The organism is Adlercreutzia muris (assembly GCF_008831045.1).
GTDB lineage: Bacteria > Actinomycetota > Coriobacteriia > Coriobacteriales > Eggerthellaceae > Adlercreutzia > Adlercreutzia muris.
In genome coordinates, this window is the sequence record NZ_WAJS01000013.1 from 69,294 (window position 1) to 81,598 (window position 12,305).

Annotated in this window: 12 protein-coding genes; 4 read left to right on the forward strand and 8 right to left on the reverse strand. The window is 67.5% G+C overall.

Annotation, left to right across the window (positions count from 1 at the left end):
- Positions 1-72: 72 nt before the first annotated feature.
- The 4 genes from F8D48_RS05400 to F8D48_RS05415 form a co-directional block, all read right to left on the reverse strand.
- Positions 73-1,323, reverse strand: a complete 1,251-nt coding sequence (locus F8D48_RS05400; protein WP_151430294.1) for a baeRF8 domain-containing protein — start codon at positions 1,321-1,323, stop codon at positions 73-75.
- A gap of 194 nt (positions 1,324-1,517) precedes the next feature.
- Positions 1,518-3,548, reverse strand: coding sequence for a heavy metal translocating P-type ATPase (locus F8D48_RS05405; protein ID WP_151430296.1), 2,031 nt, complete (start codon positions 3,546-3,548; stop codon positions 1,518-1,520).
- A 173-nt stretch (positions 3,549-3,721) separates the two neighbouring features.
- A complete protein-coding gene (locus F8D48_RS05410) occupies positions 3,722-3,949 on the reverse strand; it encodes a cation transporter (RefSeq protein WP_016309500.1) in 228 nt (75 codons plus the stop codon).
- Positions 3,950-4,059: 110 nt separating this feature from the next.
- Complete coding sequence (locus tag F8D48_RS05415; RefSeq protein ID WP_051127496.1) at positions 4,060-4,401, reverse strand: ArsR/SmtB family transcription factor; 342 nt, start codon at positions 4,399-4,401, stop codon at positions 4,060-4,062.
- Positions 4,402-4,751: 350 nt separating this feature from the next.
- On the opposite strand from F8D48_RS05415, the gene F8D48_RS05420 reads away from it, so the two are divergent.
- From F8D48_RS05420 to guaA, 4 genes are all read left to right on the forward strand, one after another.
- Complete coding sequence (locus tag F8D48_RS05420) at positions 4,752-5,129, forward strand: sulfurtransferase (RefSeq protein WP_170272741.1); 378 nt, start codon at positions 4,752-4,754, stop codon at positions 5,127-5,129.
- A gap of 17 nt (positions 5,130-5,146) precedes the next feature.
- Entirely contained in the window at positions 5,147-6,451 is a 1,305-nt protein-coding gene (locus F8D48_RS05425) for a cation:dicarboxylate symporter family transporter (protein WP_151430300.1), read from the forward strand.
- A 98-nt stretch (positions 6,452-6,549) separates the two neighbouring features.
- Positions 6,550-7,407 (forward strand): tyrosine-protein phosphatase, encoded by an 858-nt coding sequence (locus F8D48_RS05430; RefSeq protein WP_151430302.1) that lies wholly within the window; start codon positions 6,550-6,552, stop codon positions 7,405-7,407.
- An 89-nt stretch (positions 7,408-7,496) separates the two neighbouring features.
- Positions 7,497-9,101 (forward strand): glutamine-hydrolyzing GMP synthase, encoded by a 1,605-nt coding sequence (gene guaA, locus F8D48_RS05435; protein WP_151430304.1) that lies wholly within the window; start codon positions 7,497-7,499, stop codon positions 9,099-9,101.
- Between the two features lie 253 nt (positions 9,102-9,354).
- On the opposite strand, the gene F8D48_RS05440 is transcribed toward guaA, so the two are convergent.
- The 4 genes from F8D48_RS05440 to F8D48_RS11620 all read right to left on the reverse strand — a co-directional run.
- Positions 9,355-10,752: a sensor histidine kinase gene (locus F8D48_RS05440; protein ID WP_151430306.1), complete on the reverse strand. Its 1,398-nt coding sequence runs from the start codon at positions 10,750-10,752 to the stop codon at positions 9,355-9,357.
- Between the two features lie 26 nt (positions 10,753-10,778).
- Positions 10,779-11,441 carry a response regulator transcription factor gene (locus F8D48_RS05445; RefSeq protein ID WP_151430308.1) on the reverse strand — a complete coding sequence of 221 codons (663 nt, stop codon included), beginning with the start codon at positions 11,439-11,441 and terminating at the stop codon, positions 10,779-10,781.
- Between the two features lie 45 nt (positions 11,442-11,486).
- On the reverse strand, positions 11,487-11,888 hold the full coding sequence (locus F8D48_RS05450; RefSeq protein ID WP_151430310.1) for a hypothetical protein: 402 nt from the start codon (positions 11,886-11,888) through the stop codon (positions 11,487-11,489).
- Positions 11,881-12,305: ABC-2 family transporter permease (locus F8D48_RS11620; RefSeq protein ID WP_478209565.1), on the reverse strand; the 425-nt coding region annotated here is incomplete at its 5' end. The genes F8D48_RS05450 and F8D48_RS11620, both read right to left, overlap by 8 nt.

Below are 12,305 nucleotides of genomic sequence, written 5' to 3' on the forward strand. Positions count from 1 at the left end.
TCCTGGAAAGGCCGATGCGAGGCGGCGGCGTGTCGCGGGCTTTGCCGTGCGGCAGAGTTACGGCGCCAGCGCCTACTCCGCGTAGCGGAACAGTGCGGCCACCGGCGAGGCGGTGGGCATCTGATCCTGGTCCACGATGTAGATGTGGGCGTCCTGGGCCAGGGCTGCCTGGGCGAAGGCGTCGGTGATGTCGGGCGCGGCCGGGTCGATGTAGCCGTCGTCGACCGGGTTCGGGTTGCCGTCGAAGGTGACGGTGCCGGTGTTGATGTCGAAGCCGCCGGGCAGGATCTTCCCCTTCACCATGAACAGAGCCGCCACGCGGCGCTCAGCGAGTGCCATACCGATGGCGTCGAAGTCGTCGGAGGCCTTCCCGTGGGCCGCATCGGCGCCGAACTGCTCAGCGGCCTGCTTGATGTTCGCATCGCGGATGCCGTCCATCACGGCCAGCGACTCATCCAAGAGCGCCTTGCCGTCAAGGCCGGCCGGATCCTTCTTGATGCCTTCGGGCAGCAGGTGGCGCAGGGTGCAGATCTTGCGGAAGGCGTGCTCGTACTCCTCGTCGCAGCATAGGATAATGGGCGTGGTGTCGTCGCGCACGAGGTAGTCGTTCACGGCCTTGTTCACGTAGCGGAACCACTGGGCGGCGTCTTCCTTCTTCACGTCGTTGCGCGACTGGTGGTCGTGGTACTGGCCCATGTGGCCTTCCAAGGTGATGTAGTCCAGGGCGCCCAGCTCGTCCTTCTTCATGTCGGCGGCGGTGTCGTCGCTGTTGGCGAAGAGCTCGCTGAAGAAGTCGTGCACCTCGCGCGGCAGCTGCTGGCGCTGAACATGGGTGCGGTCGCCCTTCACCCAGCTGAAGCGGTCGTTGCCCAGCTCCAGGATGTAGTACTCGGTGCCGTACTGGAAGTTGCGCAGCAGCGGCTTCACGAAATAGGTGTCGCCGGCGGCCACCATGGGATCGGGGGCGAAGAACAGGTTGTACACGTACACGTCGTCGTTGCCCATGAGGAAGCCGAGGCCCTCGCCAGCGTGCAGCCACAGCGGCATGTCGGGATGGGCGAGCAGGTAGTCGGCTTTCTCCAGGATGCCCTTATAGGCGTCCTTGCCGTAGCTTTCGGCCAGGGTGCGCTCGGCGTCTTTCATGAGATCCTTGAACATGTCGCGATCCCAGATGTCGCGGCGTTCCTCGCGCTCGCTGTGGTGAACGGGAATATACAGCGACACGACCGGTGCGGGCACATCGGAGAGGATGGCGGGGTCGAAGCCCTCCATTACGTGAATGCTCTCGTCGGTCTTGCGCAAGGTCTCCTTCTCGTCTTTCATGACGAACCTCCATAATAATCGGGAACTGCCGGGTCGCGCAGCCTTGGGGGCCAGCGTCCCGGAGCGATCCTGCGGGATCGCACGGAGCGGATGGGAAGGCGTCGCGCAGTGAAAAGCATAGCCCCCGACCGGAGAAATCGGGGGCTATGGGCGGGTCTGTGAACTTCTGGTTGCCGAAATGCTGATTTGGGGGCTTACCGCTTCTCGTAGCGGCTCACGTTCATGGCGCGCATGGCGTTCAGGATGGCGATGACGGCCACGCCCACGTCGGCGAAGACGGCCATCCACATGTTCGCGATGCCGAAGGCGGCCAGCACGAGCACGGCGAACTTGATGCCGAGGGCGAAGATGATGTTCTGCCACACGATGCGCATGGTGCGTCGGGCCACGTCGATGGCCTTCGCGATGTCGTCGGGGTTGTCGTTCATGAGCACGATGTCGGCGGCCTCGATGGCGGCGTCCGACCCCATGGCGCCCATGGCGATGCCGATGTCGGCGCGGGTGAGCACCGGCGCGTCGTTGATGCCGTCGCCGACGAAGGCGAGCTTGCCCTTGCCGCGGGTGTCGCGCTCGGTGGCGGCCAGCAGCTTTTCCACTTCCGCCACCTTGTCCTGGGGCAGCAGCTCGGCGTGCACCTCGTCGATACCGAGGCGGGCGGCGACCGAGGCGGCCACATCGGTGCGGTCTCCGGTGAGCATGACGGTCTTCCTCACGCCGGCCGCGTGCAAGTCGGCGATGGCCTGGGCTGCCGTGGGCTTGATGGTGTCGGCGATGACGATGGTGCCGAGGAAGGCCCCGTCGGCGGCAACGTACAGCACGGTGCCCGCAGCATCGGTCGCCTGGAAGGGCACGCCATGGGCGGCCATGAGCTTGCCGTTGCCCACGAGCACGCCGCGACCGTCCACGACGGCCTCTACACCCTGGCCGCTCACCTCGCGCACGTCGCGGACGCGCTCGGCCAGCGGAGCGACGTTGGCAGCGGGTCGTTCCGCATTCGCCATGGCGTCGCCGCCCGACCGTTCCCCATTCGCCATGGCGTCGCCACCCGACCGTTCCCCCTTCGCCATGGCGTCGCCGTAGGCTCGCACCGATTGGGCGATGGGATGGGTGGAGAAAGCCTCGGCCGCGGCGGCGGTGGCCACAAGCTCGGCCTCGGTCACGCCGGGGGCGCACGCCAGCTCGGTCACGGCGAAGGTGCCGTCGGTGAGCGTGCCGGTCTTGTCGAACACGACGGTTTCCGTGGAGCCCAGGGCCTCCAGGTAGTTCGACCCCTTCACCAGAATACCGAGGCGCGAGGCGCCCCCGATGCCGCCGAAGAACGACAGGGGCACCGAGATCACCAGCGCGCAGGGGCACGACACCACGAGGAAAGTGAGGCCGCGCAGCACCCAGTCGGCCCAATCGCCGCCGAACAGCAGCGGGGGCACGATGGCGAGCACGGCCGCCACGCCCACGACGATGGGGGTGTACACGCGGGCGAAGCGCGTGATGAAGTTCTCGGTGCGGGCCTTCTTCTCGGCGGCGTTCTCCACCAGTTCCAGGATGCGGCTCACGGTGGAGTCCTCGAAGGGCTTCGTGGCGCGTACCGTGAGCTTGCCCGTGAGGTTCACGCAGCCGGAGATAACCTCGTCGCCCGGGCGCGCCGTGCGGGGCACCGATTCGCCGGTGAGCGCTGCGGTATCGATCTGGCTGTCGCCGGTGAGGATGACGCCGTCCAGTGGGATGCGCTCGCCGGGCATGACGATGAACTCGTCGTCGGGGGCCAGCTCGAAGGGATCCACCTGCTTCAGTTTCCCCTCTTCCATGACGTTGGCGAACTCCGGCGCGATGTCCATCATATCGGCGATGGATTTCCGTGATTTGTCCACGGCATAGCTTTGGAACAGCTCGCCTACCTGGAAGAACAGCATGACGGCGGCGCCCTCGGCCATGTGCGGCTCAGTGTGGGGGAACAGCACCAGCGCGAAGGCGCCGAAGGTGGCCACGGTCATGAGGAAGTCCTCGTCGAGGGCGTGGCCGCGGAAGAGGTTGCGGAAGGCGCTGGCGATGACGTCGTAGCCGGCGATGAGGTAGGGGATGAGGAAGAGCGCGAACTCGGCGTACACGTCGCCGGGGCTGCCGAAGGCGGCGCGCAAAAGGCCGGTCTCTTCCACGATGATGATGGCGAAGAAGATGACGAGGGCGACGATGATGCGGGTGAGGAGGCGTTTTTGCTTGGGGCTCATGGTGGGGTCCTGTTTCTTGCCGTTCGCGCGAGGCTTCGGGGTAATACTCGATGCTCAGACAGTCCTCGCTCGGCGGAAGTGTCCACCGGACACTTCCGTTCGCTGCGGAACTGCGCGTCGAGCATCACCCCGAACCCTCGCGCTGCTCTTACAAATCGGAAAAATGCTCGGTTCTACCGTTTGATGAGGCAGTCTTTCTCGTAGCTGGTGCATACCTGCTGGGCGGCGTCGACGATGGCGGCGAAGGCCTCGGCATCGTCGGTGTCGGCGTCGATGACGAGCTTGCTCGTCATGAAGGAGATGGACGCCTTGTTCACGCCGGGCAGCTGGTTGATGCCCGTTTCCATCTTCGCGGCGCAGTTGGCGCAGTCGAGGTTCTCCAGCTTGAATGATTTCCGCATGGTAGTTCCTTTCTCGGCGGGGTCCCTTCGGGGGGGGGACGTGGTGGTGGCTTGCGGGTGGTCGAGCGGTCGGGCTCGGGGGGGGGCGTGCTTGGGGTGCGCGGTGCGGGTTACTCGCAGACGTGGGTCATGCCCTGGGCGAGCATGGTGAACACGTGGTCGTCGGACAGCGAGTAGATGACGTTCTTGCCATCGCGGGCGGCTTTCACGAGGCGGGCCTGCTTCAAGGTGCGCAGCTGGTGGCTCACCGCGCTTTGGGTGCAGCCGACGGCCTCGGTGATGTCGGTGACGCTTAGGGGGCCGCCCATGAGCGCGAACAGGATCTTGATGCGCGTGGTGTCCGAGAACGCCTTGAACAGGTCGGCCACATCGAAGAGCAGCTCCTCGTCGGGCATTTCCGTAAACAAGGTGGCCGTGGATTCGCGGTTGCAACCGCAGGGGCAGTCGATCATCTGGGCGCAGGCGGTTTCCACGACCTGCTGTGCCTCTTGTTCCAGTGATGCGGGCTTAGCCATGGCGGCTCCTTCTGAACGTAACAACATATGAACAACTATTCATAAGTATAGGCAATGTCACAACGCTGTCAAGGGGGAGTGGGGGAGATTCTACTTTTCCGCTCAGCGGCAAGCAAAGCGTAACGACGCCGTTGTCCGTTTCCGCAGCCCCCAGCGCTACCATGGGGGCGAGGCGCTGTTCGGCACGGCGGCTCGGGATGGCGGCGCCGTTGTCGCGCCGTTGTCCTGCCCCGTTCCCGTTCTTGTTCCCGATGCGCCCTGAGCAACGATTCTCGGAAGGTGATGTCATGAGAGCTTATCAGGTTGTCGATGCCGATTACGTGGAGCGCGAGAGAGGGTCCATGCCCTTGGTGGACGTGCGGCCGCCGTTGCTCTACGATGCGGGCCACATTCCCACAGCGCTGAACGTGCGCCTCGATGTGGCGGCGGCCAGCGACGACCCGGCCGAAACCTTGGCCGAGCTGTTCCGCGGCGAGGGCATCTTCCCCGAAGACGCCGTCATCGTGTACTGCCAGTCGGGCATCCACGCGAAGATTGCCTGCGACTATCTGGCGAGCGTGGGCTATACCGAGCTGCGGCTGTACGCCGGCAGCATGAACGATTGGGTGGGCGATCCGGCCCGGCCCGTGGAGGTCTCCGAAGCGGTGTTCGCGCGGGCCTCATAGGGAAAGGGGAGAGAGCGATGGAGACGACGAAGCGCGGCGGCGCGGCCATTCTCAAGCAGGTGGTCACGAGCCTGCCCTTCATATTGCTGGTGGCGGTGGCGGCGGGCCTCGGGATTGGTTCGGTGACGTCTGCCGAGGTCATTGCCGTGGTGGCTACCATTGGCGACGTGCTGCGGCAGGTCATCGTGTTCTGCGTGCCGCTCATCATCGTCGGCTTCATCGCGCCGTCCATTGCCAAGCTGGGCGAGAACGTGTCGCGCATTCTGGGCGTGGCGCTTCTTGCGGCCTACCTGTCTACCCTGGGAGCCGCGCTGCTTTCCATGGCCGCGGGCTTCGGGATCATTCCGCACCTTACCCTGGCCGAGGGCGCGGAGGCCCTGCGCGAGGTGCCCAGCTTGGAGTTTCCCCTTGACATTCCCGCCATCATGCCCGTGACAAGCGCCCTGGCCCTGGCGCTCATGCTGGGTCTGGCGGCGGTGTGGGCGAAGGCGTCGCGGTTCACGGCGCTATTGGTGGAGTTCCAGCGCATGGTGCTGACCATTGTGGTGAAGATCGTCATTCCCATTCTGCCGTTCTTCATCGTGTGCACCTTCGCCGGTCTGGCCTGGGAAGGGACGCTCACGAGCCAGCTGCCGGTGTTCCTGGTGGTTATTGCCATCGTGCTCGTGGGGCACTTCGTGTGGCTCGGGGTGCTCTACGGTGCAGCTGGGGCCTACTCGCGCACGAATCCCTGGGAGGTGCTGCGCCATTACGGGGCGGCCTACCTGACGGCCGTGGGCACCATGTCGTCGGCGGCCACCCTGGGCGTGGCGCTGGAATGCGCCGGCCAGGCGAAGACCCTGCGGCGCGACATGGTGAGCTTCGGCATTCCGCTGTTCGCCAACATCCATCTGTGCGGATCGGTGCTCACCGAGGTGTTCTTCTGCATGGTGGTGTCCCAAATTCTGTACGGAGCGCTGCCGAGCCTGCCGACGATGCTTTTGTTCTGCGTGCTTTTGGGCGTGTTCGCCATCGGGGCGCCGGGGGTGCCGGGCGGCACGGTGATGGCCTCGCTCGGCTTGGTCACGGGCCTTTTGGGCTTCGATGGGGCCGGTACGGCGCTGGTTCTCACAGTGTTTGCGCTGCAGGACAGCTTCGGCACCGCCTGCAACGTGACCGGCGACGGGGCCCTCACGCTGATTCTCACGGGCTATGCGAACCGCCATGAGGTGGCCGACGCCATGGCCCCTGCCGATGAGGCGTTCTTCGACGGGGAAGTGGCCGAAGCCGCCGGCGCCGGTCGCGGCAAGCCGGCCGGCGAGGGGGCGACGAGCCGCTCCTGATTTCCCAACAGGCCCTTGACAGGTTCGGCCCTCGAGCGCGCTCGAGTCCCGTTCCCGCTACCATAGGGGGAAACTACTTCGCGAGAGAGGGAGCACCCATGGCCCAGACGCAGATGCCGGCAAAGATAGAGCTTCCCGAGGCGATTCCCGGGTTTTCCGAGTTTGGCCACATCCCCTTCGAGGGGCTGCGCAACACCCGCGACCTGGGCGGCTTGCCCGCAGCCGACGGGCGCCGGGTGAAGCCGGCGCTGCTGTTGCGGTCGGGCGCCCTGCGCAAGGCGGCTGAGAGCGATCTGGCGCGCCTTCTGGCCGATTACCGCCTGGAGGGTGTGGTGGACTTCCGCACCGAGGTGGAGCGCGACAAGGAGCCCGACCCGCGCGAGCGTATGGAAGGCGTGGTGTTCTACGACTTTCCGGCGCTTTCGGGGGAGACTATCGGCATCACCCATGGGGCGAGCCTCGCGCAGGACGCGAAGGCGCTCGAGGCGGTGAGCGCCCAGCCCCACGAGGCGGTGCGGAAGATGTACCCGCAGATTCTTCTGGGCAAGGCGGGCCGTGCGGCCTACCGCGGGCTTTTGGACGTGCTGTTGGAATCTGACGGCGGGGCGGTGCTGTGGCACTGCACCGAGGGCAAGGACCGGGCGGGCTTGGGCGCCGTCGTTGTCGAGCGGGCGCTCGGTGTGTCCGAGGCCGATGTGCGGGCCGACTATCTGGCCACGAACTTGTTCGCGCGCAATCGGGCCGAGGGTGTTTTAGACGCTCTGGCCGCGAAACTGCCGGCTTTGCGCGGGGTCGACGCCGATGTGGACGCGTTCTTCTACGCCTACGTCGACTACTACAATGCCGCCATGGCTGCTGTGACCGACACATTCGGCACCTTCGACGCCTATTTGACCGAGGCTCTCGACTTCGGCCCCGAGAAACGTGCTGCCCTGCGGGAGAAGTATTTGGCGTAATTCAACGAGATTTCCCACGCTGGAAACGCGGGGGCGGCTGGCGAGGTGTAAAATCGCCTTCGAACATTCCGCAACCCCAAGGAGGCACCGTGGCCGAGTCCGCAACCCCGGAGCAGATTGTCATCGTCGTCGATTTCGGCGCGCAGTACGGGCAGCTCATCGCCCGCCGCGTGCGCGATCTGCACGTGTATTCCGAGATCGTGCCATGCGACATCACGGCCGACGAGGTGCGCGCCATGGCGCCGGCGGCTATCATCCTGTCGGGCGGTCCGGCCAGCGTGTACGCGGAGGATGCTCCCTCTATCGACCCCGAGATTCTCGGCCTGGGCATTCCGGTGCTTGGCTTCTGCTACGGTCAGCAGGCCATGGCCGTGGCGCTCGGCGGGGAGGTGGCGCATACCGAGAAGGGCGAGTACGGCCCGGCGGTCATCACGCGTGCCGGCGAGTCGGCGCTGTTCGACGGCACTCCTGGCGAGCAGACCGTGTGGATGAGCCATCGCGATGCCGTGAGCCGCGTGCCCGAGGGCTTCGCCATCACGTCGCGCACCGAGGTGTGCCCGGTGGCGTCCATGGAGTACCCCGAGCGCAAACTGTTCGCTACGCAGTTCCACCCCGAGGTGCGCCATACCGAGTTCGGCCAGACGATGCTGCGCAACTTCCTGTTCGGCGTGTGCGAGCTTGAGCCCGATTGGACCATGGATTCCATAATCGAGGACTCGGTGGCGGCCATCCGCGCCGAGGTGGGCGACGACCGTGTGATCCTGGGCCTTTCGGGCGGCGTGGACTCGTCGGTAGTGGCGGCGCTGTGCGCCCGCGCCATCGGCAAGCAGCTGACCTGCGTGTTCGTGAACCACGGTCTGCTGCGCAAGGGCGAGCCCGAGGAAGTGGAAGAGGTGTTCACGAAGCAGTTCGACGTGGACTTCATCCACGTGCACGCCGAGGAGCGCTACCTGGAGTTGCTGGCCGGCGTGACCGACCCGGAGGAGAAGCGCCGCATCATCGGCACGCAGTTCTGGAAGGAGTTCTTCGCCGTGGCGGAGGACCTGGCCCAGGACGGGCGCCCGGTGAAGTACCTGGCCCAGGGTACCATTTACCCCGACATCATCGAGAGCGGCGCGCGCAAGACCGGCGGGAAGGCGAGCACCATCAAGAGCCACCACAACCTCATCCCGTTCCCCGAGGGTGTGCATTTCGACCTGATCGAGCCGCTGGACCACTTCTTCAAGGACGAGGTGCGCGCGCTCGGCACCGCGCTGGGGCTGCCCGACTACATCGTGCACCGCCAGCCCTTCCCGGGCCCGGGTTTGGCCATCCGCATCATCGGCGATGTGGACGGGGAGAAGCTGACTATTTTGAAGAACGCCGACGCCATCGTGCGCGAGGAGCTGGACGCCTACAACGAGCGCCTGTTCGCCGAGACCGGCGAGCGCAACAGCGAGCACACCGTGTGGCAGTACTTCGCCGTGCTGCCCGACATCAAGAGCGTGGGCGTCATGGGCGACGAGCGCACCTACGCCCGCCCCGTGATCCTGCGCGCCGTGGAAAGCAGCGACGCCATGACCGCCGACTGGGCCCGCCTCCCCTACGACGTGTTGGCCCGCATTTCGGGTCGCATCGTAGCCGAAGTCCCCGGCGTGAACCGCGTGGTGTATGATATAACCAGCAAGCCCCCCGCGACGATCGAGTGGGAGTAGGCCGATAGGGTTCTGAACTGCACTTTTGAGTGCCGCACTGTGCCGCTGAGTTTCGTTTCGTACGAGAGTCACGGCAAAGCCGCCAGCGACGGCGGTGAGTAAATACGATAATCGAGCCTCCGTTCCCGCGTTGGGACGGAGCCTTTTTCTTTGCCTTTTTACTCCCTTTCACCTGCGATTTCGCCATTTACTCCCCGTATTTCAAGATGGAAGCGTTTGGTTGCGAGCCACGCCGGTGTGAGGGCCTGAGTCGTCAGGCCCCGCGCAGGGGGACCGCGATGGTGGCCACCGCGCCGCCCGAGGGGCTGTTGGCGAGCGAGACGGAGCCCCCGTGGGCGCTCGCGGCCTCGGAGGCGGCGTGGAGGCCGAGCCCGTAGTGGCGGCCTCCGTCGAGCGAGGAGCGGGAGGAGTCGTCTGTGAAGAGGCGCTCGCAGCCGCGTTCGAGGGCGGCGGGAGAGAAGCCCGGTCCGTCGTCGGACACCTCGATGACGAGGTGTCCGCCCGCGACGTCGCAGGAGACCGCCACGCGCGAGCGCGCGTGCTCGGCGGCGTTGGCCATGAGGTTCGCGGCGGCTCGCGCCAGGGTGGTTCGGTCGAGTGGGGCCTCGGGCGCGCCCGCGACAGCGGGGCCCGTGGCCGCGTCGAGCGTCACGCCTCGCGCCCGGGCGATCTGGGCGGCCTCGGCGAGGACCTGTTCGCAGAGCTCGGCCGGCCGCATGGGGGCCCTCTCCGCCCCGCCGGACCCGCGCGAGGCCTCGATGAGCAGGCGCACGTAGCCGTCGAGCCTTTCGACACCGCCGGCTATGTCGCGCGCGGCGGCCGCGAGGTCGGCGTCTTTCTCGTCTTCCAGCTCCTCCGCCACGAAGTCGGCGTTGGCGCGCAGCACGGTGAGCGGCGTCTTGAGGTCGTGGGCGAGCGACGCCACCTGCTCGCGCTGTCCCCGCTCCGCGGCCCAGCGGGCCTCGAGCGACTCAGCGAGGGAGGCCCGCATGGCGTCCATCGCGGCGAGGACGTCGTTCACCTCGCGCACGTTGGTGCTGCCGACCGCGAAGTCGAGCTCCCCCGCGCCGACGCGCCCCGCCGCCTCCGCGAGCGGCGCCATCTTGCGCGAGATCACGCGGCTCGCGCGGCGCGCCACGAGCGCGAGCGCGAGCGCGCTTCCTCCCGCGGCGCCGACGAGCATGAGATTCTGCGGGTTGGGAAGCAGGCCGGCGAGGTCGCGCGAGACCCACTGCGGCAGGTACTCGCTGACGAGTGCGCAGGCCCCGCCGCCCTTGAGCGGGAACGCGGCGTAGGTGAGGCCCGAGCCCCCGCCCTCGATCTCCACTGTGCCCGGATCCGCGGCGAGTGCCGCACGGGCCATTTCCGCCGCGCCCTCGAGCCGCGTGCCCTCGAGGTCTGTCATCAGCACGTATCCGTCCTTGTTCAGGATGAGGTAGCGGTACGCCGTCGGCACGTCCTGCTGCCCGCAGACGCCGTCGCGTGCCAGGCCCTCCGCGACCTCGCGCACATTGGCCGGCCCCCAGCTTGCCTCGTAGACGAAGCCCGCGTTGATCGCCGCGGAGAGCGCCATGAACGAGGCGAGCCACGCCGTGGCGACCGCCGCGAACGCGTAGGCGAAGTAGCGCGCGATGACGAAGGAGAGCGGCATGCCCTCGCGACCTCGCGCCCCGGTCCTCAGAGCTGCCACTTGTACCCCATCCCCCAGACGGTCGCGATCGGATCGGCGCCGGCCTCGGAGAGTTTCCTCCGGGCGCGGCTGACCTGCATTGATATGGCCGCGTCGTCGGCGTCGCTCTCCCAGCCGAGCACCGCCTCGCGTATCTGCGCGCGGCTCATGACCTGCCCGGGGTGGCGGGCGAGGTACTCGCAGATGGCGTACTCGGTGGGCGTGAGCGGCACGGCCTCGCCGCTCACGGCGAGGCCGCGCGCCCCGAGGTCGATCCGCACCTCTCCGAAGGAGAGGGCGTGCGAGCGCGGCCGGCGCTCACGGCGTAGATGGGCCGCGACCTTGGCGCGCAGCTCCGCGGCCCCGAAGGGCTTGCGGACGTAGTCGTCGGCGCCCAGGCCGTAGCCGGCCACGGCGTCCTCCTCGGCCACGCGCGCGGTCAGGAAGATGATGGGCCCGTCGAAGTCCGGGCGGATCTGCCGCACGAGCTCGAAGCCGTCGAGCCCCGGCATCATGACGTCGCAGAGCACGAGGTCGAAGCGCGAGAGGTCCGTCCCCGGGACCGCCGTCGGGTCCGCCGCCCTGATGACCTCATGGCCGTCGCGGCCGAGGACGCGCGCGAGCGCGTCGAGGATCGCCCGCTCATCATCCACTGCCAGTATCCTCGCCATGTTCGACCTCCTGAAACTCCCGTCGGTATTGTACTTGCGCCGCGCTCAGCGGTCCAGAGCCCCGCGCGCAGCTGCGGGTGCCTCGGCCGCGTTGCACGCGCGGTAGCGCACGCCCGAGCCGCCGCGCGCCTCGATCTCGAGCCAGCCCTCGCCGTCCGACTCCCGCCCGAAGAAGATGAGCTGGAGCTCTCGGACATTGCCCCTGTCGTCCGCCGCGTCCACCAGGTAGACGTAGTTCGCCCCCGCCCCGGTGGCGTCGGCGTAGGAGCTCGCGTGGCTGCCGGGCTCGGGCGCGGGCGCCCACATGGCAATCTCAGGGTTGGGCAGCACGCGGTCGGCGATCGAGCGCAGCGCCGACCCCCAGCCGGCGTCGAGCGGGGCATTCCCGCCCAGGACGAGCGCTGTGGAGAGGAGGGCGAGCACGGCGGCGAGCGGCTTCCTACGCATCTGCCCTCCCGTCCTCGAAGCGGCAGAACCAGGCGATAAGGACGGCGGTGGTTGCCAGGGTGAGCACGAGGCCAGCGAGCGCAGTCGTGAGGAGAGGGCCCGCCGCGCGTGCGGCGTCGATGAAGGCCTCTACCCCGAGCGACCCCAGGCGCGCGGGCCAGGCGAGCGGCACCCAGCTCAGGGGCGTCGCCAGGGCACCGGTGAGCTCGCCGGTCATGAGGCCGTGCGCAAGTCCGCCCACTGAGAAGAACGCGAGGAGCACCCCCGCCGCGCCGGCGCCGATGGCGGCGTTGCGGCCGAGGCGCAGGGCCACGCCGAGCCCCAGCGCGTAGAGGGGCAGGCTGCCCAGCACGATGCCCGCCCAGGCGGCTGCAAGCGGAGCGGGCCCGAGCGGCAGGCGCCTGGGCGGGCATCGTG

Bases quoted from the DNA above. Each gene is read 5' to 3' on its own strand.
- F8D48_RS05410 (WP_016309500.1), bottom strand. From the start codon at position 3,949: ATGCGGAAATCATTCAAGCTGGAGAACCTCGACTGCGCCAACTGCGCC.
- F8D48_RS05405 (WP_151430296.1), bottom strand. From the start codon at position 3,548: ATGAGCCCCAAGCAAAAACGCCTCCTCACCCGCATCATCGTCGCCCTC.
- F8D48_RS05420 (WP_170272741.1), top strand. From the start codon at position 4,752: ATGAGAGCTTATCAGGTTGTCGATGCCGATTACGTGGAGCGCGAGAGA.
- F8D48_RS05425 (WP_151430300.1), top strand. From the start codon at position 5,147: ATGGAGACGACGAAGCGCGGCGGCGCGGCCATTCTCAAGCAGGTGGTC.
- F8D48_RS05415 (WP_051127496.1), bottom strand. From the start codon at position 4,401: ATGATCGACTGCCCCTGCGGTTGCAACCGCGAATCCACGGCCACCTTG.
- F8D48_RS05450 (WP_151430310.1), bottom strand. From the start codon at position 11,888: ATGCGTAGGAAGCCGCTCGCCGCCGTGCTCGCCCTCCTCTCCACAGCG.
- F8D48_RS05445 (WP_151430308.1), bottom strand. From the start codon at position 11,441: ATGGCGAGGATACTGGCAGTGGATGATGAGCGGGCGATCCTCGACGCG.
- F8D48_RS05430 (WP_151430302.1), top strand. From the start codon at position 6,550: ATGGCCCAGACGCAGATGCCGGCAAAGATAGAGCTTCCCGAGGCGATT.
- F8D48_RS05440 (WP_151430306.1), bottom strand. From the start codon at position 10,752: ATGCCGCTCTCCTTCGTCATCGCGCGCTACTTCGCCTACGCGTTCGCG.
- F8D48_RS05400 (WP_151430294.1), bottom strand. From the start codon at position 1,323: ATGAAAGACGAGAAGGAGACCTTGCGCAAGACCGACGAGAGCATTCAC.